This is a genomic window from Ruminococcus sp. OM06-36AC (assembly GCF_003438725.1).
Classification (GTDB): Bacteria; Bacillota; Clostridia; order Oscillospirales; family Ruminococcaceae; genus Ruminococcus_C; species Ruminococcus_C callidus.
This window is the reverse complement of record NZ_QSTT01000011.1, coordinates 51,081-72,699: the sequence shown is the minus strand read 5'-3', so window position 1 is coordinate 72,699 and position 21,619 is coordinate 51,081. Positions and strand designations below refer to the sequence as shown.

At 45.0% G+C, this 21,619-nt stretch carries 24 protein-coding genes and 1 pseudogene; 5 read left to right on the top strand and 20 right to left on the bottom strand.

The annotated features are described in order from the left end of the window. The 16 genes and pseudogenes from DXB92_RS14145 to DXB92_RS08610 form a co-directional block, all read right to left on the bottom strand. A pseudogene (locus DXB92_RS14145) lies at positions 1-91 on the bottom strand (terminase); the annotation flags it as partial. Between the two features lie 183 nt (positions 92-274). Beyond that, on the bottom strand, positions 275-625 hold the full coding sequence (locus DXB92_RS08680; protein WP_117733573.1) for an HNH endonuclease signature motif containing protein: 351 nt from the start codon (positions 623-625) through the stop codon (positions 275-277). A 109-nt stretch (positions 626-734) separates the two neighbouring features. After that, positions 735-1,145, bottom strand: coding sequence for a hypothetical protein (locus DXB92_RS08675; protein ID WP_117733572.1), 411 nt, complete (start codon positions 1,143-1,145; stop codon positions 735-737). After that, positions 1,142-1,336, bottom strand: a complete 195-nt coding sequence (locus tag DXB92_RS08670; RefSeq protein ID WP_117733571.1) for a hypothetical protein — start codon at positions 1,334-1,336, stop codon at positions 1,142-1,144. The genes DXB92_RS08675 and DXB92_RS08670 overlap by 4 nt, the downstream gene beginning before the upstream one ends. Continuing rightward, positions 1,333-2,667 carry a DEAD/DEAH box helicase gene (locus tag DXB92_RS08665; protein WP_046437670.1) on the bottom strand — a complete coding sequence of 445 codons (1,335 nt, stop codon included), beginning with the start codon at positions 2,665-2,667 and terminating at the stop codon, positions 1,333-1,335. The genes DXB92_RS08670 and DXB92_RS08665 overlap by 4 nt, the downstream gene beginning before the upstream one ends. After that, positions 2,648-2,929, bottom strand: a complete 282-nt coding sequence (locus tag DXB92_RS08660) for a VRR-NUC domain-containing protein (protein ID WP_117733570.1) — start codon at positions 2,927-2,929, stop codon at positions 2,648-2,650. The genes DXB92_RS08665 and DXB92_RS08660 overlap by 20 nt, the downstream gene beginning before the upstream one ends. 167 nt (positions 2,930-3,096) lie before the next feature. Next, the gene (locus DXB92_RS08655; protein WP_117733569.1) at positions 3,097-5,319 is read right to left on the bottom strand and encodes a phage/plasmid primase, P4 family; all 2,223 of its coding nucleotides are present in this window, start codon (positions 5,317-5,319) and stop codon (positions 3,097-3,099) included. Further along, a complete protein-coding gene (locus DXB92_RS08650; protein ID WP_117733568.1) occupies positions 5,316-5,744 on the bottom strand; it encodes a DUF4406 domain-containing protein in 429 nt (142 codons plus the stop codon). Before DXB92_RS08650 ends, DXB92_RS08655 begins: the two co-directional genes overlap by 4 nt. Further along, the gene (locus DXB92_RS08645) at positions 5,734-6,396 is read right to left on the bottom strand and encodes a Rha family transcriptional regulator (RefSeq protein ID WP_117733567.1); all 663 of its coding nucleotides are present in this window, start codon (positions 6,394-6,396) and stop codon (positions 5,734-5,736) included. The genes DXB92_RS08650 and DXB92_RS08645 overlap by 11 nt, the downstream gene beginning before the upstream one ends. Further along, a complete protein-coding gene (locus DXB92_RS08640; RefSeq protein ID WP_117733566.1) occupies positions 6,393-6,599 on the bottom strand; it encodes a hypothetical protein in 207 nt (68 codons plus the stop codon). Before DXB92_RS08640 ends, DXB92_RS08645 begins: the two co-directional genes overlap by 4 nt. 67 nt (positions 6,600-6,666) lie before the next feature. After that, a complete protein-coding gene (locus DXB92_RS08635; RefSeq protein ID WP_341473037.1) occupies positions 6,667-8,643 on the bottom strand; it encodes a DNA polymerase in 1,977 nt (658 codons plus the stop codon). Beyond that, positions 8,640-9,158, bottom strand: coding sequence for an NUMOD4 motif-containing HNH endonuclease (locus DXB92_RS08630; RefSeq protein ID WP_117733564.1), 519 nt, complete (start codon positions 9,156-9,158; stop codon positions 8,640-8,642). Before DXB92_RS08630 ends, DXB92_RS08635 begins: the two co-directional genes overlap by 4 nt. 66 nt (positions 9,159-9,224) lie before the next feature. Beyond that, on the bottom strand, positions 9,225-9,788 hold the full coding sequence (locus tag DXB92_RS08625) for a DUF2815 family protein (RefSeq protein ID WP_046437683.1): 564 nt from the start codon (positions 9,786-9,788) through the stop codon (positions 9,225-9,227). A 13-nt stretch (positions 9,789-9,801) separates the two neighbouring features. After that, the gene (locus DXB92_RS08620) at positions 9,802-10,923 is read right to left on the bottom strand and encodes a DUF2800 domain-containing protein (RefSeq protein WP_181976997.1); all 1,122 of its coding nucleotides are present in this window, start codon (positions 10,921-10,923) and stop codon (positions 9,802-9,804) included. Beyond that, complete coding sequence (locus DXB92_RS08615) at positions 10,913-11,260, bottom strand: hypothetical protein (protein WP_117733563.1); 348 nt, start codon at positions 11,258-11,260, stop codon at positions 10,913-10,915. The genes DXB92_RS08620 and DXB92_RS08615 overlap by 11 nt, the downstream gene beginning before the upstream one ends. Positions 11,261-11,323: 63 nt before the next feature. Then, entirely contained in the window at positions 11,324-11,899 is a 576-nt protein-coding gene (locus DXB92_RS08610) for a sigma-70 family RNA polymerase sigma factor (RefSeq protein ID WP_181976995.1), read from the bottom strand. A 409-nt stretch (positions 11,900-12,308) separates the two neighbouring features. Between DXB92_RS08610 and DXB92_RS08605 the strand changes: the two genes are divergently transcribed. Further along, entirely contained in the window at positions 12,309-12,929 is a 621-nt protein-coding gene (locus DXB92_RS08605; protein ID WP_181976994.1) for a helix-turn-helix transcriptional regulator, read from the top strand. A gap of 127 nt (positions 12,930-13,056) precedes the next feature. Here the strand turns inward: DXB92_RS08605 and DXB92_RS08600 are convergent, their stop codons facing one another. After that, positions 13,057-13,239, bottom strand: coding sequence for a hypothetical protein (locus tag DXB92_RS08600; protein WP_117733560.1), 183 nt, complete (start codon positions 13,237-13,239; stop codon positions 13,057-13,059). Between the two features lie 16 nt (positions 13,240-13,255). Next, entirely contained in the window at positions 13,256-14,392 is a 1,137-nt protein-coding gene (locus DXB92_RS08595; protein WP_117733559.1) for a helix-turn-helix transcriptional regulator, read from the bottom strand. A gap of 274 nt (positions 14,393-14,666) precedes the next feature. Between DXB92_RS08595 and DXB92_RS08590 the strand changes: the two genes are divergently transcribed. Together DXB92_RS08590 and DXB92_RS08585 are read left to right on the top strand one after the other, a co-directional pair. Next, a complete protein-coding gene (locus DXB92_RS08590; RefSeq protein WP_117733558.1) occupies positions 14,667-15,398 on the top strand; it encodes an MvaI/BcnI family restriction endonuclease in 732 nt (243 codons plus the stop codon). Positions 15,399-15,413: 15 nt separating this feature from the next. Beyond that, a complete protein-coding gene (locus DXB92_RS08585) occupies positions 15,414-16,196 on the top strand; it encodes an MvaI/BcnI family restriction endonuclease (RefSeq protein ID WP_117733557.1) in 783 nt (260 codons plus the stop codon). Positions 16,197-16,564: 368 nt separating this feature from the next. Here the strand turns inward: DXB92_RS08585 and DXB92_RS08580 are convergent, their stop codons facing one another. Together DXB92_RS08580 and DXB92_RS08575 are read right to left on the bottom strand one after the other, a co-directional pair. Beyond that, on the bottom strand, positions 16,565-18,580 hold the full coding sequence (locus DXB92_RS08580; RefSeq protein WP_117733556.1) for a site-specific DNA-methyltransferase: 2,016 nt from the start codon (positions 18,578-18,580) through the stop codon (positions 16,565-16,567). Then, the gene (locus DXB92_RS08575) at positions 18,558-18,758 is read right to left on the bottom strand and encodes a sucrose-6-phosphate hydrolase (RefSeq protein WP_117733555.1); all 201 of its coding nucleotides are present in this window, start codon (positions 18,756-18,758) and stop codon (positions 18,558-18,560) included. The genes DXB92_RS08580 and DXB92_RS08575 overlap by 23 nt, the downstream gene beginning before the upstream one ends. 789 nt (positions 18,759-19,547) lie before the next feature. On the opposite strand from DXB92_RS08575, the gene DXB92_RS08570 reads away from it, so the two are divergent. After that, a complete protein-coding gene (locus tag DXB92_RS08570; protein ID WP_117733554.1) occupies positions 19,548-20,639 on the top strand; it encodes an amidoligase family protein in 1,092 nt (363 codons plus the stop codon). A 1-nt stretch (position 20,640) separates the two neighbouring features. Next, positions 20,641-21,597 (top strand): class II glutamine amidotransferase, encoded by a 957-nt coding sequence (locus DXB92_RS08565; protein ID WP_117733553.1) that lies wholly within the window; start codon positions 20,641-20,643, stop codon positions 21,595-21,597. Positions 21,598-21,619: the final 22 nt, after the last annotated feature.

The following is a 21,619-nucleotide window of genomic DNA, read 5'->3' as shown; positions in this document are numbered from 1 at the left end:
CCTTGCCCTCTGCGATCTTGTCGGAGAGGGCTTTCGGCTTATCGCCTGCACGAACTCGTCTGCCGCCTCTTCTTGTACCGTCCTTTGCCATCTGATTTCACCTGCCTTTTGAGAGAAAAATAGCCGAAACTGCGTAGGTTTCGGCTTGTCTGCATATTTTCAGGGTTAATCCCCCGTTTGAACCTTGGTTTTCGTGCGTGAGAGGGGACGCCGGTCTGTAAAAAATTCACAATTAGCGATTTTTATCCCCCCACCGGCAGCATTTCAGACACAATCAATACCGATAGACGGGATTTCGGTCTTCTGTCCACGTCTTGCGGTCATGGCAGGACTTGCAAAGAGCCTGCCAGTTGCTTTCATTCCACATCAGATGCGGATCACCACGGTGAGGAACAATATGGTCGACCACGGTCGCTGCCGTGAACCGTCCCTGTGCTTTGCACCGCACACACAAAGGATGCCGGCGGAGGTATGCCTTGCTGACACGCTGCCACTTGCTGCCGTAGCCACGCTTGGCAGCAGACGGTCGGTCGGGGTGAAGAGACTTGTGCTCCTCGCAGTACTTGTCCTCGGTCAGATTCGGACAGCCGGGGTGACTGCATGGGCGTTTACTCTTCCTCGGCATAGCCGACACCTCCTTCGGGTATAACAAAAGCCGCTGCGGTCAGATCACAACGGCTTTACATAATTCTTCTATTATACAGTTTACCACATATCCTCGTGTAAGTCAAGTTTTATGAACTCTCATCAACTCTCAACTTTTCGAGGGCTTTGGTATGGAGACGGTAGATATTCTGTACGCTGTAGCCGAACTCCGAAGCGATTACTGCCCACGGCTTGAATTCAAGGTAACGCTTGGTAAGCAGGTCACGTGCATCACTGTCCTCCACCTGACGGATGCGGTTTTCCATGTCAGATATCAGGGCATCATACTCCGCCTGCGTTTCCTGTATCTCCTGTTCCAGTGCCATGATTTTGAATACAGTTCCTTCCATCTTGCTGTGGTCGGGAGATACCGTCTTTGGCATATCGCTGATGCCGTTGCCATTCATACCCTCAGCTCTCTGACGCAGCAGACGGATTTCATGTATTTTCCGGTTGATGCGTTTGCGGAGTCGTTCCGCTTTGTTCCAGTATTCCTTCATGCTGCTTCCTCCTTCATCATAACAATCAGCTTCTCACCATCTAAGTCGGACAGAAAGGCAAACCACTGCGACCGCAGGAAACGCTCGCATTCGCGGATCGTGCCTTCGTCTTTTTCGCTCAATGCCTGTTTGTAGTCCAGCAAAGCTCTCTCAATAATTGCCGCAGACAGCGGCACATATCCTTCGCTCATTTTACTCTCGCTTTCACTGCACTCATCATTGCTGCTTGTGTTTTATCCTTGTTTTCCAGAACCTTCATGATATCTTCATCAATCGTTCCCACCGATACGATGTGGTGGATTACGACCGTTTCGGACTGCTGCCCCTGACGCCAGAGGCGGGCGTTGGTCTGCTGATACAGTTCCAGCGACCACGGCATCGTGTACCAGATGATGGTGCTACCGCCGGACTGCAAATTCAGCCCGTGACCTGCGGAAGAAGGCTGTATCAGTGCGATTGGTATTTTGCTTGCATTCCAGTCGGCAATGTCTGTATCGGTCTTGATCTCTCTGCACTCGAAACGCTCCATGATGCTGTCCCGTTCATGCTTGTACCAGTATGCGATCAGAACAGGTTTGCCGTTTTGCGCTTCGATCAGATCTTCCAGTGCGTCCAGCTTGTGGGAATGTATCCGCATCACGTTGCCGCCATCGGTATAAACCGCACCGCTGGCAAGCTGTGTCAACTTTCCACACAGGACACCTGCATTTGCTGCTGTAATGGAATCCCGCACGAAGTCCAGACACATATCCTGTTCCATATCTTTGTAAATTGCTGCAGCCTTCTCATCAAGTTCCACTCTATCCGCTGTCGTTACCAGCTCCGGCATGGTCAGGTGGTCGGTGGTTTTCATGGAGATGCTGATATCAGCGATTTTGCCGTATATTTCCTTTTCCGCGCCCTTTCTCGGTGTGTAAGTGAAGCCGTTCCAGTCCGGTGTAAAATAAGCATCACGATACTGTCCGATACGCTTGCCGAGACGTTCACCCTTGTCCAGCAGACGGAACTGTGCCCACAAATCCATGAGTCCGTTGCTGCATGGTGTTCCGGTCAGCCCTACGATGCGCTTTACGAAAGGTCGTACCTTCCGTAGTGCTTTAAATCGCTTGGACTGATGATTCTTGAAGGAACTCAGCTCATCAATAACGACCATGTCAAAATCAAACGGCATTCCGCTGCTTTCAATGAGCCACTGCACATTCTCACGGTTGATGATGTAGAGGTCTGCCTTTTGCCGGAGTGCCGCAAGCCGCTGTTCACGGCTGCCCAGCACCAGACTGTAATTCAGCCCCTCAAGGTGATCCCACTTGGCGATCTCGGCAGCCCAGCTATTCTTACATACACGAATCGGGGCGATGATCAGTACCTTGCGTACCTCAAACTTGTCAAACATGAGGTCGTTCAGCGCCGTCAAGGTGATGCTGGTCTTGCCGAGTCCGCATTCCAGCAGGACTGCCGCCTCTGGGTGTGTTTCGATGAAGTCCACAGCGAACTTCTGATAGTCATGGGGTTTGTATTTCATCAATGATCCCTCCAATCTGATCGGGGCTGTCCAACACAAACGCCTTGAAGCCCAGCCGCCGAAGTGTTTTGATACGAAGTCGCTGCAGCGACCGGGGCTTTTCGCCGGGTGTTTTGACCTCCACGAAACCGATTTTGCCGAATGGCATCAATACGATGCGGTCTGGCACACCTGCTGTTCCGGGAGAGGTAAACTTCCAACAGACACCGCCTTGTACTTTTACGGCAGCGACCAGTTTTTCTTCAATTGATTTTTCTCGCATAAAATCGACCTTTCTGGGAAATAGTGCAGGTCGGTGAATGTCATTTCCAAACCTTTCTATAGGAAGAAAATTCTATGTTTTTTCTCGCCTGCGTAAGGTCTGTATATGAGTTTCACCGACCTGCACTTTCCCGATTTTACGTCGTTTTTGAATGATGAAAGTGCAGGTCAATCAAGAAATTCCAGACGAATTTGAAGCCCATAGATGGTAATTCCGCTGTTCAGCTTCTTGCGCTTATATCCTGCCTGCTCCAACGCACCGTAGAAATCGGTCGTGCTGCGGACATACTCACCATTCTCTATGCAATACTCACGATAACGCTTATACAGCTCTCCGGACTTCTCCTGATAGGATGCATCTACATCGCAGCAATCATTGATGAATGCTCCAAGCCAGTCATTGCCGTCACGATACGCTCCGATCGCATCCAACACACATTGTGGGCGGTCTACCTTGAAATCGGCAGCGACCACCTTCATCGCACCCTCGATCAGCCACGAAAGAACCGCACCGCCTGCATTGTCAATGAGATACTGGGTATAATTCTTTTTGTCAGCCTGTCCCTGAATCTTTGCATGGAACGGGATCACGATCAGTCTACGCCATGTGCCGTCATCGGAGGCAGACACCTTCGGCAGGTGGTTGGTATACAGCACCAGCGTGTGGCTTGGCTCAAAAGAGAACGGTGCCTTGAACTTCTTTTCTGCGAAAATGGGATCGGTCGAACAGAGCTGTTTTACCACAGAGGTATTCAAACGCATACCTTCCTGCAGCTCGGCAGCAATAATCAGCCGCTTGCCCTTCAGCTCTGCCATTTCGGGCTTCACGTTCCGCTTGCAGTTGACGGTCAGGGCGTCAGCAGAGATATTGCCGGAATAGCTGCCCAGCACCTTGTAAATTACATTCCAGAATGTCGATTTGCCGTTGCGTCCATCACCATAAGCAATAATCATCGCCTCGGTGTATACCTTTCCAATCAGGCAAAGTCCGCAGATCATCTGGACATAGTCAATGAGACTCTGGTCGCTGCAGAAGAACACCTGCAGGGCTTCCTCCCATAACTGCCTGCCTTCCTCATTCGGCACGACCGCTGTCACTTTGGTAATCAGGTCAGCAGGATCAGTCGCTCTCCAACCGTTAATACCTTTCGTCAGATCATAAGTGCCGCCGGGCGTATTCAGCAGCATAGGATTCCCGTCAAGCTGCTCCGGGTGCTTCAGTACCAGTGGTTTGGCGGCATCAAGGGCGTTATTCAGACTTCGGATGTTGCGATACTTCATCACGAAATCGTGGTATATCTCCGAAAATCTGAATAGCCCATATGCAGCACCCTGCTCCGGATTCAAACTATCACGGAACTTTTTACCACCCGCTTTTGCCAGCATTCTGGGAACGCCGAGCTTTTCCAGTGCACATAAATGTTCTTCCATCTTGCTTTCCGCATCCGAAAGCTGGGCATCGGTATGTTCAATCATCGCCATGACCGCCGCCTGTTCCGATTCCTCCCAATATACACCATTGTAACGCAGGTAATTGGTAGCAACCGTGAAGGTGATTTCCTCGCCAAAGCAGTCCACGAAAGTACGGGCTTCACCGACATCGGAAAAATCATCCGGCAGGAGAGGATTTTGTCCGAACTGGTCGGGCGGAACATATCCGTCCTGCGAGGTAACCTTGCTGCCGAACTTGCAGGCACTGTTCCAGATGCTTTCCAATTCCGTATCATCAAGAGGAGGATTGCACTCGGCTGCTTTGTCCAGAAATTTCTGACGGGCTTCATCCGTCACACCGAAACGCTTGACCAGTCTGCCCGCAATACGGGACAGGGTGCTGTTGCGCTGCCCTTCTGGAATGCTGCGGTTCGATTTCATCAGTGTCAGCCAGTCCTCGATAGTCAGACTCCCTTCGTGCCAAACCACCTCACCTTTCGAGCCAAACAGAAAACGGGAGGCATCCAGCGCATTGCCGTCAAAGAAGGGAAGTTCCTTGTAGATACGGGTTTTGATTGCTTTGTGAAATGTTGCATCCTTGCAGGGCGTTGTCGGGAAAAATACATGGAAACGAGGGCGGGCGGATACCGAGCCTTTCGCCAGCATATGATGACGACTGTATGTGACCGCAAATGCCACATCTGTTAGCATCTCCGACAGCTTTTCGGGCGTGATCCACTCGTCCGTATCGTCGGAATGGTCGTTGTCACAGTCCATCGGCACAACATCCGAGAGCTGAAAGTTAGTGTCACTGCGGGAAAAATTATCATACAGTGCGCACACATGATCGAAGGCGACCGCCTTCTTTAGGTCAGCTTCAGAGGTAATGACTTTCTGGTGTGGGTAGTTGGTGTTCTTCGCATTGCCGGTACAGTCGGCAGTATACAGGGTAAATTTCATAGCTTTTCCTCCAATTCTTCCGTGAAATAACGAATTCTCATGTGTTTACGCTTCGCACGGTCAATCTCCGCCTTCATGCCTGCGGAGATATTCTCACCGAACACCCAAAGCTCCACGCACTTGCTCATCAGCACCCAGTTCATAAAAATGGCTGTATCCCGTTCCTCTGGAATATCGTCGTCCATGAACTGCGTAAAATAGATGTGCGGTGCAATCGGCAGATAGTGCTTGTCTACGGCAAAGCGGCTGTATCTCTTGGCGTTCTTGATATTTCTCTCCGTATCTCCGGAGTAAGGAGAGCAGATATACACAATGGGTCGGAAGGCGGCAGCCTTGCGGACTGCCTTTTCTTCCTTTTCCAGACGGGTGAACGCCTCGTGTTCTGTAGGGCTGAAATAGCCCTCTGCGTTGTACTTATCTGCCATTGCCGTGCTCCTTTTTTATGCGTTCCGCATACCATTCCAGATGACGCTTTCTCGTCTGAAAATCTGGAACTGACAGCAGCAGACCAATATCAGCCTTTTGCAGAACTTCAAGCATATTGATTTGCTCCTGCGTCAGATATGGGCGGATGCTGGTCTTTTTCTCAATACCATGAAGCACTCTGAACTGCTTTGCCGTCATGCCAAGTACAATACGGTTGAGCATATCGCATTCATTGCTGAAGTGATAAGGCTTCGGGTTGTCGTTGATAAGACGGATATTCTCGGTAAGCAGAGGAAATTCCTGCCTTGCCGATACAAGCGTTCTGATGAAAGACTCCATCTCGTTGAAACGGCGTATGTACAGTTCCTTGAACTGTGCCGCCTTTTTACCACGATAGCCCATTGCCAGAAAGACGAAACCGTCACGGGTCATAATGTAACACGGCTGCTTATGTCCCTGTTCGTTGATGTATGCCGACTGCACAAAATTGTGCAGTCGAAATTCCTTCGAGCAATCAAGTTCACGAATATCACGGAGGACAGCTCTGTGTTCCTTTTCAAAGAACTGTGCCACATAGCGGCTGTCTACTCTGGCGGTGTCATGTTTATCGACGAACACACCGTAATCGTCCATAGGAATCAAACTTTTCATTTCAGTGCCTCCATTCTTTTCTTCGAGCAGGCAGAACAGCAAACTGCCGTGCCGTACATATCGCCCATGCCGTCTGCAAATACAACAGACAGGTCAACGGATACTTCCTTGCCGCAGTCAGGGCAGGTGCAGAACACATTTTCATCGTTCAGCTCTACCTTGACTTCAACAGTGCCATTGATATTTTCCTTTACATAAAACATAGCAAAACCCTCCTAAAATTCTTCTCATTATACAGTCCTTAAAAATATGCTGAAAATTAGCCTGCTCCTAATCTTTTTTATAAAATTCACACTCGTACCCATCAGCCCGCAAGAGCAGCCCCTTTGCCCATTTCGGTGTACGAGCCATCTGTTCGCAGACAGCCTGCAGTGACATTCGTCTATCAGCTTCAATAATCATTTCATCGTGGATATGCCCGACGATAAAGCAGTGAGACAATGTCTGTAGGGAATAAAACAGCAAATCACGAGCTATACCCTGAACAATATTTTCCACGAGTTTGCCGGAGTATGTCTCCAGCCGCTGCCACTTCTTTGATGTGCCGACACCGTCATAGGTGATAGATTCACCGCCAAAACGGTTCTCTTCAATACGTGGCTTTACATAGGCAAGTCGTCTGCCGGAGGGAAGTTCAATAAATAGAAATCCCGATTCATAGCTGAATTTGATACCGTGTGCTTCTGTCTGCGTTTTGCCGCCGACTGCCTTGATAGCCGCCCTCTCCACGTCCCACCAGAGTTGTACGATGTTGGGCGATGCCTTCCGCCAATCTGTGACAATTTGCTTCAGTTCATTATCTGAAAGTCCTATAGCGTCTGCACCCATAGCTTTCATTGCACCGACAGAGCCGCCGTATCCACAAGCCAATTCCGCCACCTTACCTTTCTGCCGCAAGTGTCCATTCACGCCATGTTTTACAACAGGAACGCCGAACATCTTTGATGCCGATGCACAATAAATGTCCTCGCCATTAGCAAAAGCGTTCATTCTCCACTGTTCGCCTGCAAGCCATGCAATGACACGGGCTTCGATAGCAGAGAAGTCCGCTACGATAAATTTATAGCCTGCTTTCGGTACAAATGCCGTGCGTATTAACTGTGACAGCGTGTCGGGAATATCCTCATAGAGAAGTTCCAGAGCTTCCATATCACCGGAAAGAACGAGATTTCGTGCCGCTTCCAAATCGGGAATATGGTTCTGCGGTAAATTTTGTAATTGTATAATCCTGCCTGCTTCCCGACCTGTACGATTTGCACCGTAGAACTGGAACATTCCTCTTGCACGGCCATCCGAGCAGACTGCATTTCGCATTGCTGAGTACTTTTTGACCGAGGATTTGGAGGTTTGCTGTCGGAGCAAAAGAACCTCACGAATTTCCGGCGGAACTTTATCTATCAGTTCCTGCACTTCCTTTTTGCCGAGGGATTCTATTTCTACGCCGTGCGATTTCAGCCAACCTTTCATTTGCTGCACGGAGTTTGGATTTTCAAGTCCTGTCAATTCGCACAGCTTTTCAGTAAGATGCTGTTTTGCACAATCGCCGATACGAATTGCATTATGGACAAGCGGCAAATCAAGCTGAATGCCGCGGTCGTTGATTTCTTGGTCAAGGTGGTATTCCTTCCACACGAAATAAGGAACAGGGAAACGGCTTATTTTCTTCTCAATTCCCATTTCCGTCTCTACGTCACGCTTGTTGTATGCTTTGAAAACCGCCCACTTATCAGTAGCATCGGACGGAACATGAAACAGCGGTTTATCGCCGTCATAGGCATAGGGGACACAAAAATACTTGATGAGAGCTTTGCCCTCTGTCATTTTCTGCTGTTCGAGTTTCAATACAGAGCCGACTCCTGCCAGCGTCAGCGGCAATCCAAGGTAAGCGGACGCTGCCATAGAGCAGTGCCAAGAATCAGGACTAAGATAATTGCCGACAGAATCCTGTGGAATGCTGTAACTGTGGAAAATATCGGGATAATTGCGTTTCAGCCAGACCGACAGGCAAACGCGCTCAAAAGAAGCGTTGAAGCTGTGCTTTGTGACAGAATCGTCCGTCAAGGCATGAAGAATATCATCGGGGAGCGACTCACCGCTGGCAAGGTCAATGACCTTCACCGGAGAATCGTCCACAGAATATGCGAATAACAAAATATCGAAATAAGGAGAATCGGCGTAGCGGTACACACCTGATTTCGTTAAATCAACATCGCTCTTTGTTTCTAAATCCAAAAGCAAGGTACTTATAGCCATGAGAATGACTTCCTCCTTTTTATGCAAGATATTGTAGACGGTGATACATTGAACATAACAGCCAGCTCAGTGCCTTTTATACCGCAAGTCAGACCAAACCTTATTGCATCTACATCATCGATTGAAAGTTTCCGCCAGCGTCCGCCCTGCCAATACACATCAAGTATATTTGCAGTTCTCGTACCATATCTGAGATTTTCTAAGCGATTGTCAGTAGGATCACCGTTGTTATGGAGGACTTCCATTCCTTCCGGTGGATCACCCACAAATGTTTTCATGATAAGTTGGTGGACGGGCTGTCCGATACCACCATGTTCGAGAACAACAGAAACATGACCATTCTTGCAAAATCTCCCCGGACGCAGAATGCGCCCCTTCATCGGACGGTAGTAATAAGACTTTGAATAGGGGCTTCTGCCACGAATCATTCTATCCAAACTCCGTATTCTGCCTTCTGTGCTTGCTTGGTATTTCCCTTCATATCCGGGAATATCTTTCCAAACTTCCATATCATCACTTCCTTAGAACCCACCCACGGTTCACACCGCAAACGCCCACCCGTCTGTATCAGTTAATTATGAAAGAAAATCATCGTCGTCATCGTCTGCAAAATCGTCCTCTGCACGGGATTTACCGCCCAGCGGCTCTCCGTCACGGAGCTTCTGGAGATTGTTCAAACCGCAGGCAATTCCACGGTTGCCATTGGTATTGAATGCGTAGAAATTAATGCTTGCACGACCGTAGATACCGCTGTAAAGTTCGCTGGTATCGAGAATCGGCTGGCAGTCGGCATCTACGACACCGGGCTTTGTTGCACTGTTTGCGTTGATGAAGTAGCTGTCTGCGTAAGCCGGGTCGTCCGGTCTTTCTTCATCGCCGTCACGAAGAGGCGTTTTGAGCATCTTCAGTGCGGGAACAGACTTGCCGTTTCCCTTGAGTTTGGACTGTCCCTCGTCATAAGCAGCCTTGATTGCCGCTTTGCATTTCTCCACCGTTACGGTATCGCTTTTCGGAATGATAAGAGATACGCTGTACTTCGGAGTGCCGCCGTTGATGCTCTTCGGCTCGTTTACGATGAGATAGCTGAAGCGAGTATTTTTGCCCGTGACCACCTTTGTCGGATTCATAATCTTTGCCATAATAAAAACTCCTTTACTCTTTAAAATCTTCTGCTGTGGGATTCCACGCTTTCCGTTTGTCGGAATCGGGAACCAGTGTCGGTTTGCCCTGTGGTTTCTCAATAAGAGAGCTGAGCAGGGTATCAAATTTTTTCTTGCCGAGCAATTTTGTCATTGCGGTCACGCCCATGAGCTTCTTTTCAAATGGGTCATATCCTGCATCCGTGACAACTGCCGCAACGACATCATCATTTGTGTATCTTCGGTTGGAGCGACCTTCCACGATCTTATATCCGGGGAACTCCTTACCGCTGATTGCCTGTTCAAGTGCATATGTTTTTACATCGTTTACCCAACCGATAAAGGTGTCCGCACGATTGAGAATCATGCTGATTTCATCATCGGAAAGTGTATCAGGAACGGCAAAGTCGTACTGTGCCATTTGGAGATTGTACTCCGCACGCTTGCGGCAGGTTGCCTTTACCTTGCAGAACTGACAGTGTTTGCCTGCCTTGTATTCGCCCTCACCATTGGCGGCAAGGACCGCTGCCGGAACGAGGATTTTTTCTGCCCATTCGAGCAGCTCTTCTTTGGTAATTTCGGCAATGCTGATGTTGTCACGTCTGGGCTGAAAAATAATCATGCGGACGGTCTGAATGTCGTACAGGCTTTCAAAGAGATTGAGAGCGCCGAGGGCATACATCCGCATTTGGCTGTTGTTTTCGGCTTCTACCAAAATTCCCAGCCCATACTTGAAATCTATTACCGTAAGCGTACCGTCAGCTACGATAATACAGTCGGCTGTGCCGAAGCTCTCTGCCACCCAACGGGTAAAATCAAGACGCTGTTCTACAAGGACAAGCGGGTCGGAGCAGTTCTGCTTTGCCGTTTCGACCTGCTCCATGACAAATTCGCAGTAAGTATCGCTGCATTCCGCCATTTCCTCATCGAAGTATGTCAAATCTTCAGTGGGGTCTCGAACCCTGTGTCCGAGAGCCTTTTTTACCTTGTACTCGCAGAGTGTGTGGGCATCTGTACCTTGTTGAGCATAACTGCTGGATGTATCCGCTACGGCGGCATTTTTCATAGCCGAAGGTGTACATTCTAACCACATTGCACTGGATGAGGGCGCGAGAAGTGCGTGATTACCCAGCATTTACAATCACCTCCGCTTCTGCAAGCAGTGCTGTGTAGTCCGACTCTGCCACATCGGAGAGCTTGTCTGCCCCGAATTTCCGGAGCAGCTCCTTGACTTCAGCAGTATGACCATTGCGGGAAATCTCCGACAGACGGCTGCGGAGTTCTACAAAAGTAACAGTCTGCTGTTCAGGTGTTGGCTGTTCCTTTGCAGTGATTTCCTGTGGCTCGTCCTTTTCGGAATCGTAGATGGTCTCGAATGTGTTGAGATACTCACTTGTGATTTTCTCCGTCAGTGCAGTTACTGCTTTCGTCAGTGCGTTCAGAGAATTAATCAGTTCGAACATTTTGTCCATGGTTTTCACCTCTTCATCTTTTTTTGATTGGGAATCATTCCTTCTCACCATACAGTCCTCGGATCAGCCTGAAAAATTAGCCCCCTCAAAAAACTTTTTTATAATTTCCACAATTCTTTTTTTGTGAGCAGTAACTGTCGGTGATGACATACCGAGGATTGCGGCGGTTTCCTTCACATTGAAACCTCGCAGATAATGAAGTTCATAAACCTGTTTCTGACGTTCTGACATAGTTTCAACAGCCGCACGGAGCATTTCTACTTCCGGAGATACTTCACTGCCGTCAGGAATATTTTCAATAGCGGCTTTCTCAGAATCATGTTCATCATCAGACATCACATAGTCAATGGAAAGATTCCAATTTTTTGGTGCTTTCTCACCGGGATGAGCGTTTTCCCATTCCTTTACAGCCTGCTTTTCTTCAGCGGTCAGTTCAGGACGACCGTTTTTCAGGTTGTTGCGTACTTCTGCATCATCCAAATGATGCAGAAGTACAATAAACTCTTCAGTAATACCGTCTTTTCCCGGTATCAGGGTAATTGTGCTGCCGTCATAAATCGGATAGGTGTATGTAGTCCTTTTGGCGGCTGGCGTTTTGCGTACTCTCAGTTTTTCATCTTTTTTCTCATAAATTGGCATAAAAAATTCCTCCATTGTCTTGAATGGAGGAATCGCCCGGCTGCAAAATGGCATAACAAATCAGACTGCACTCCAAAAGGGATTTCACTCCATTCGGTTTGCAGCCGTCAAGCTCAAATTGACAGCCTTGTTATTCTATTGTCCCACACAGCCTGTTGAGCAACCGGTGTCAGTATGTATGAGTCAGCAGTTTAACGTCATACTGGGGACATAAATAGACGGAAAAGTCAACCTCTCCCGTTATTCATGGAAAAAGTAGAGGTTAAAACGAACGGTTTTTGTAACTTTGTAAATTTTGCGTAAAATCACTTCCGCCCTCTTAAAAAATTATATCAAATGTGATATAATATAATCAAATCTTTAGTTTTCATGTCAAATTAGGAATAATATATTGAAAAGGAATATGAATATGTCAGAATTGAATTTCCAGTTACTTGAAGAAAATATCCGTATGCTCCTTGTGAAAAACAATATAACGCAGCAGAAACTCGCAGAAATTGCAGGTATGACGCAGGCTAACGTAAGCAAAGCATTGAATCGTAACGAAAAGAAACGTTTTACTCTTGATCAGGTATATAAAATTGCACAGTACTTTGAAGTATCTATTGATAGCCTTGTAGGGAATCCAGCTGAAAATTCAGCAGGTACAAGTCCACGTGATGCCTTCCGTTTCATTACAAAGTTTCTCTCTGCTGGAAAATTGAGGACTGCTGAATTGACAGTAAAAGAGACAAAATATGAGAAGGAATATGGTAATGGCTTAATGGAACACAAACCACGAGAAATTGATGACACATATCCCGTTTTCTTCTTTCCGGATTATGAAAGGTTCTCCGATTATAAGTTATCAGATCAAGACGAAGTCGACTTACATATGGAGTTTTGTGCTTGTGGAAACGATACAAGATTTCTATATCTGAACGAAATATTGAAGAAGATGATACCACTGATTGCACAGTACAGGGACGGTGATATTCCGGAGGAGGCTTTTCAAATGATTGTTGATGGATACTTAAAGCAGTTGATGTGAAGTTGAAATAGTCTTACAAAACAAAAAGCCGGAGTTACCTACTTTGCCCATAAAAGGCTTGGTAGATAACTCCGGCTTTAGCTCCACGATACAAAGATTCGGGGCAGTTTGCGGTAGTTTCTATAACTTACTTTTGTGCGGATTTTGCAGTTTCTACTTGGTAAACCACATCTTCCCAAGGAATTTTTTCGAACTGTTTCTTATCCGTTTTCTTCTCAAGAAAAATCTTTCCGTCTTCAATGACAACATCGCAGAACCGAGGTGGAATCGGTTTGTCACTATGAAGATTTCTTATGGCTGTTTTTGTCATTCATAATTCTCCTTTCTCAAAATGGCGTGTCTTCTGTATCATCCTCTATATCATCTTTCATATAAGAGTCAATAGCGTACATGACATCATTGTTAACTTTCGGGTGTTCCATACGCTCCTTGACCACAGAAAATAATGCTTCAAGGAGAGGAGCAATCGGAGTATCGTCTTGAGATGCGACCAATAGCTGGCTACCATTATGCGGAACATACATCCATGCTTCCACAGCATATGCAGAAGGATCATTGATTCTACGGACGCTTTTTGCAATATCCATAAGATAAAGTGTTGTACCATTCTTCAAACGCAAATTGAAACAATCTCCGTTTATGCAAGTATGCGGTCCGAACGTCTTTGAATTGAAAACAATCCGAGTCACTTCTTCTGGATATTCACATTCTGTTTCTTCATAGAATGTTTCTTCAGCAAATAGAGGATGGTATATCACTCCATAATAATCGGGCTCTATTCTGTTAAGATTAAAAGCACTTTCTCTGTTCCAATTAAGTCTGTCCTGCAATGTATCAGTTTTCAATTTATCAAAGAAACTGACAATGTATTGTTCCGTAGGGGTTAATCCTGTAAGATCAACTGATATAAGCGTATCAATGCAGACTTTCAGTAATTTTGCTGCAGTAACAATAAACTCCATGCTTGGTTCAGCAGTATTTCCTTCCTTTTCAAGTCGAGACATATACCCTAAACGAATTCCAGCTTCTTTTTCAATCTGACCGATCTTCACATCAGGCTTTTGCCGTAACAACTCACGAATGTTTGAAAAGCAAAGAGTCTTGTTGAAGTTTTTACAGTTTTCTAAAAGGGATTCAAGTTGGCTGAGAAAGCCTGCCCATTGAGTACGTTCTTTTTCAAGTTTTTTATACTTAGCTTTAATTTCTTCTTCAGTACCATATTCTTCGGCAATTCTATACGCTTCGCTTGAATCTTGCAAGTCAGCCATCATTTCCCATCTTTCAGTAGCTTCCTCAAGACCAGCTATACGAGAATTTAAGTCCTTGATCTTAGATTCTACAAATTGATACTTTTCTGATATTTCCTCTTTTGCGGTGAGTCCCATAGAGGCAGTAGCAATAAAACCCCTAATGGTATCTTTATCATCAATTTTGTCATCAGATACATTTTCATGATTTGACATACAGAAGCCTCCTTTTGCATTTCTTTGCATATAGTATATCATATTTCGCACCATTTGTCAATAGATGCAAAAATTATTTTTAATTGCTCAAATTTGCAATTTTACGCCCTGCAAAAAGGAATATTATATAGTTCCAGCTCCTACAAAAAGGTCATGTTTCACTTTTTAATGTGAAAATCTTGCAAAAAAGCTGTACTTTTTCTTGAAGATGTGATATAATGAAAATATACAGTTTCTCACTATCTATCGTTCAGTGTGACAAGGAGGATGATCTATGATTACTACATTGGCTGAATTCATCGAAAAGTACATCCAGATTTGCAATATGGGTTGGATTAAAACTCATCGTCAAGGTCCAACTGGCATTGGTAAGACTCTTGAGGATTTACTTGGCATTATTGAAAACAATATTGACGGACCGGATTTTGGCGATTATGAGCTTAAATCCTGCAGGCTTGATTCAAATAGTATGCTTACCATTTTCACTAAAACTCCGCAACCGAAGGGAGCAGCCAATACACTGCGTATGACCTTTGGGTATTCCAGCGATGCCTATGATAATGATGAGAAAGTTCTCCATTCAACTCTTTCTGCCAATCGGTATGTAGCAATTGCCGATACAGGACACAGCCTTAAAGTTTCGTGTTATGATACTAAGATTTCTATAATTGATGAAGATGGCAAAGAATATGCATATTGGACACGTGAACAACTTAGAATGGCTTTTGAAAAGAAGTATAAGGGAAAATTCGTTTATGCGAAAGCTCAATCAAGAGGTTCTGGTGCTAACGAAGAATTCAAATTTGTCGAAGCTTACGAAGTATCTGGTTTTAACTACGATGCTTTTGTCTCTCTCTTAGAGCATGGAAAGATTTACATAGACCTCAGAATCGGTCAGTATCATGGCGGCGCAAAAGACGGGCAAACTCATGATCACGGAACTGGATTCAGAATCAAAGAAAACGATCAACATCTTTTGTTTAAGGTCGTCAAAAAACTAAAATGAATGGAGATGTGAAAAATGGCTGAAAGAAGAATTAAAGTTACAGGTGACCTGACATCCGATGATACATTTCAGTCAGCAATGCAAGGCGTTGAACAAAAAGGATTCATACCTTCGCATCGTGCCGGAGATACGGGGATTGGCAAAACCCTTGAAGACGAACTGGGAATTGAGGAGAATCCAATTCAAGCTGCGGATCTCGGTTCAGTAGAACTGAAAGCAACACGAAAAGATTCTGGCAGTTCATTGACCTTATTTACAAAATCTCCCGCTAAACGTGGTGTTAATAATAGTGTGCTACGAAACCAATATGGCTATCAAACGGAAGAATCTATGGAGTTAAATCCTAATGCTAAGGTTCTACATACTACTGTTAATGGAGCTGGCTTCAACACCCTTAACGGCGAGGAGTTTATGAAACTCACTGTTCAAGATGACAGACTATATTTAGAGCATAAACAAGATGGTATTCTTGAAGATGTTTATTGGGAAGAGGAGGATTTAAGGAAAGCGTTCGCCAAAAAGTATCCTGCAGGAAAACTATATCATGTTCAGGCTGATGTAAGAGTCGAAGATGATGGTTCAGAATCTTTTCATTACGATGAAGCGATTAGCCTATCTGGATTCAGTGCCGACAGGATGATTGAGGGCTTACAATCCGGAGAACTTGAAATGGATATAAGACTTGGTGTATATGCTTCCGGAAAAAAGAAAGGGAAGTTACACGATAATGGCACTGCAATCAGAGTATCTCCACGCAAGTTAGACGATTGTTTTGATGAGAAAAAAGAGTTGCTATAACGAACAAGGCTCCGTAATTGACGGAGCCTTAATTATTGTGTAACGAAAACCCCCAGTTTTACTGGGAGTTCAAAAAATCTTTAGCTATGGGTAGAAAAAACTTTACTTGATAAATTAAGTAAGGTTTGGCAAGCAAACTAAAAAACAAAGGAGGTATTGCCATGACAAGAGGCGATATTGTTATTATATCATTACTGACATAATTATCCAGCCACAGTACGAAGTATAGTGGCAAATAATTTGCTCACTTGTGAGCTATAGTGTGTGAAATACAGTTGAAAATCTTTTCAAGCCTACTTAAGGGGCAGTGTCAGTATCAAGCCCTTTTAGAGCTGTCGCAAACCACCCGTTCAATGGGGTGGTTTTGATTACTGTTTTCTTAATATTACAATATGTTCCATAGTCATGGTCGAACCTTTAACACCAGTAATATTGGTTGGTGAATTGAGAGACGGCATCACTTTATTCGGGATGTTGCGATCGACAGTATATAATGGAACAAGTCCATATTGTGGTGCCAGTTCCGCTATGATAACATCAGTTTGAAGTAGTTCGTTTTTCACAGTTCTGTTGCCAACAACCCAGAATTGATAGCCACCTGACTTGGTCTTTCGTGCTACGCTCTGAAGTGCAGCATCAAGGTCAACGTAGAAACTATATACATCTCCTGCACGCTCAATATCTGCATCTTTAATAACATCAAGGGATGCACGTAAAGTTTCACTGCACAAGGTGAATTCAAAACCGTTCCTATATTTTTTTCCACCCATTAATGATTTGTCAATGCTCATAATTTCCTTTTCAGAAAGAGAAAACAGATTTATCCACTGAAGAGAAAGCCGACTATACTCACCATATGCGACTGTTGTACGACTATCCCCATAAGGTGGCGAAGTAATGATAAGGTCATAAGTATCATCTGGAACATCTGATAGCGTACATACATTATTGTTAAATACTGACACGTCCGATTCGGAATGTGCATTATCAAGTGCCTCGCAGAAATCTTTCATTTTAGAAACATTTCGCAATAATATTTTTCTGAACTCTACATAAACCTCCGGATTAAATGCTTGCACTTTAGCAGCAGGCATCCGGAACATCTTAAACTCTCCATTACGCCTGTTGGATACAAAGCGAATCGCCTCACTCATTGCAACAAAAACAAAATCACGGATATCTTTATCCTTGATTTGTTCAATTTCAGCTTTTATGATGGCAAGTTCTAAAATCACGTGTGGTCTAAACCAGTAGCCCATATTTTTGAACTCAGGTATAACAATATCAATCTTATTGGTTTCACAGTAGTCCCTCAGATATGTATGTGCTTTATCGCCCCATCCTTTTTTTTCTGTTAAATCCAGATGAAGAATATCAGTGAAATAAGAATCAACACCATCAAGGACTGACAAATAAGACTCTCTTTTATTCGATATTCTTTTGAGCAGTTGATTTACTTCGGTCATCAACAACTTGTTATCTAAAGGCGTAGTTTTGACTTTGCTTAACAGTAAAGCCAGTGGATTGATGTCGTTGCCAGATACAATTTCAATCCCGTTAACCATACCTTCTACAAGTACTGTTCCAGAGCCGGCAAAAGGATCTAATAAAGCATGAACAGGCTGTATTTCTTTCATGAGTCTTATGATATTCCTGCTAATCGGGCAAACCATCATTGCAGGATAATTGTGTAGCCCATGCGTATACTCTTTAGTGTCATCCTCTCGAAAATCCCAATAATCAATCGGGAGTTTATTTAAAGTCGCAATCAGTTGCTTGTCATTTTCAGTAAGCATTGTTTTTTCTCCTAACTTTGATGGCGTTTTTTTCGGTTTATCAAAGTAACCCTCATGTGTTTTTACTTCAACAGTACAGATCGTATCATTGTGCCATCCGCCGTGTGGAACAAGAAGAATTCTCTCGATTTCAAAGCCATACTTATTTCCTATGCCACCGCTATTCCATCCGAATGTTATAACTCTACCGCCAATCTTAACTATGCGAGATATTTCACGCTTATGATTTCCCCAGAATGACGCTTTCGTTGTATCCCATGTTACAGAATAGCCAACATCATTATAGCATTCGCTAACTTGACGAGGCGAATACGGAGGATCGTAAAGTACACCATCTACAGAATCATCATCAAACATTTTCAGAAAATCTAAAGCATCAAGATGATAATCTGTGTCGTACTCTGTATTCAAGTCATTGGTTATGCTTGCTATTTTATTTTGATTTGCAAACGGATCAATCCAGAGGAGCGAAAGGTCTACCGTTTCAGCAATCAATTGCTCTATTGGTTTAATTTTAAATGTATTTTTATTTGGCATCGCCCATGCACGTTCTATACAGATAGGTTTACTTTTTGTTTGTGCCACCATTATCCTCCATTGTATCATCAGGCTGTAAGATTAGCCGATTATTTGCCCTGTCAATATATATAGAAAACTTGCTTTTTCCTTTTTCTACAGATAAATTTGATAATATGCTTTTAGGTAATCTTATCCTCATATCTTGCTGGAGTACATATGTATCCAGATATATCAATTCGTTTTCCATTTTGCCCTCCTATTAGACTAATTTCAGTCTAAATTATACCATGCTTCTTCGCAAATGTCAAGTAATATTTTCTGAATATAGTACACATAATCGAAGCGATTATATCAATTTCAGAACTGCTTTATCGAATTTTACGGTAAGTGTATCCTCCGCCATTTGATGCAAAAATGTGAAAAGAAAACGATAGCCTTTCGGGTGCATACAAGAAAACGTTAGTTACTCACAGGAAAACGATAGCTTTTTCAAGGGTGCATTGTATCAAAATAATCGTTCTTTGGCACGAAGAAATGCGTATTTTTAAAGTAAAAAAACGCAGCGAAAAAAGCCGTAGATACGTAATTGCACGTATTTACGGCTTTTTTGTTTTCTCAGAAATATGCACTTTTGTTCAATGCGGGGTCAGAAAGAACAATATCCGACGCATTTTTTGTCGCTGTGTCTTGAAATTCACTTGTGAAAAAATAGTGCGACAGTGCGACAGAAAAACATTACTGTATTACGGTTTTCCTGTAGATTCCTGCTATTCTGGTAAATTCCTGTTGCTTCCAGTGCTTTTTTGGCTGTGTCCCAAGCTTGAGATTCTCTCTTTTCCGAAGAAACTGTGCGACAATGCGACAGCTGTTTTACCATGCAAAATTTTCTAAAAATAAAATACGCAGGTGCAGCATGGGGTTACTTTGAAAATGCAGCAAAACCCGTATCAACCCCCAACCTCAAATATATATTATAATTCCGGTAAGGTGAATTCTTTCAGCCTTACCGGAATTTTTGTTTTTGGAGGAACTTGAAATGGAAGAAGAAGTAAGAATCTGCGACTACTGCGGAAGAGTACTTGCAGAGGGAGAGGGCACACCGGTAGACGATGAGCTGCTCTGCGATGACTGTGTCGAGGAACACTGCGTCACCTGCGACCATTGCGGCGAAACCATCTGGGAACAGAACAGCGTCTCCGATGAAGACACCTGCCTCTGCCAGGACTGTTTCGATGCCCACTACTACCGCTGCGAATCCTGCGGGCAGATCGTTCCGGAAAGCATTGTCTGCTGGCACAGCGACCTGCCCTACTGCGAAAGATGCTTCGACGAGTTTGAAGACGAGATCGAGGAATACGGCTACAAGCCCACACCCATTTTCTACGGAAACGGAAAACGATACTTCGGCGTAGAACTGGAAGTGGATGAAGGCGGTAAGGACAATGACAACGCCGCCAGCCTCAAAAGCATCGCCAATGTGCATGAGGAAAACATTTACATCAAGTCGGATGGTTCTCTGGAAGATGGCTTTGAGATCGTTTCCCACCCCATGACCTTAGAGTATCACACAGAGGAAATGAACTGGAAGGAAGTCCTTCGGGAGGCAGTTTCCATGGGTTATCGTTCTCATCAAACATCAACTTGCGGTCTGCATGTTCATGTCAATCGAAACGCTTTCGGAGATAACCAGACAGAACAGGAAGATGTCATCAGCCGGATCCTGTTCTTTGTAGAAAAGCACTGGAATGAACTCTTTACGTTCAGCAGACGCAGCAGCTACAACATGAGCCGCTGGAGTGCAAGATTCGGCTTTGAGAAAACCGGCAAACAAATCCTGGAGAAAGCGAAAAGCGGTTGCAACGGCAGATACGTCGCAGTCAATCTCAATAACTACCACACAATCGAATTTCGCTTGTTCCGAGGTACGCTCAAATACAACACCTTCATCGCCACACTGCAGATGGTTAACCACATCTGTGATGCGGCGATTTCTTTGTCTGAGGATGGCATCGATGCCATGAGCTGGTCGGAGTTTGTAAGCTCCATTCGGGAACCGGAACTGATCCAGTATCTGAAAGAAAGAAGACTGTACGTCAATGAAATGGTAGCAGAAAGCGAGGAGATGTAAGATGTGTGCTGTGTTTGGATTCTTAGACTACAAGGGTAAAACCAGTAATGCCGTTTTGAAAAAGCTGATACACTATCTCTCGGTCGCTGCGGAAGTCCGTGGCACAGACGCAACGGGAATCGCCTACGTCCGGGGCGGCAGCATGGTCACCTACAAAAAGCCGAAACCGGCACACAAGGTCAAGCTGTTCTTTCCCAGGGACACGAGAGCGGTCATCGGGCACACCCGGTTCACGACCCAGGGCAGCGAGAAACGGAACTGCAACAATCACCCGTTCGAGGGGCACTGCGGCAAAGAATCGTTTGCTCTTGCCCACAACGGCGTGCTGTACAACGACAGAGAGCTTCGCCGGGAACAGCATCTCCCACCGACACCGATCGAAACCGACACCTACGTCGCTGTCCAGCTTCTGGAACAGGAACAGAACCTTGATGCAGAAAACATCAAACGCATGGCAGAACTGGTGGAGGGCAGTTTTGTCTTTACGATTTTGAGAAACGACAATACGCTGTTTCTGGTGAAAGGCAATAACCCGCTGACTTTGTATCATTTTCCTGCACTGGGATTGTACGTTTACGCCAGCACAAAGAGCATTTTGGATAATGCCTTGCAGAAAATTCGCATGACAGAAAAAGCTTGTGAAGTTGAAATATCTGAGGGAGAAATCTTGGAGATCACTCCGAACGGAAAGATCAACAGAAGTACCTTTACCATGCAGGACTACATCCACACCATGTTCAACCCGTACAATTGGGACTACGCAAAATGGTGGATGGAAGATGAGCGGGAAGAATTGTTGCTGGAATACTGCGGTACATTTGGCGTTTCGGAAGAAGAAGTAGAATTGTTGCTGGAAGTCGGATACGATCCGGACGAGATCGAAGAACTGCTCATGGATACAGCGGCAATGGAGGAAGCAATTAGCGAGGCGAAAACACTGTTACAGTGTGAAGCATAAAACGAAAAATTGGAGGAATGCA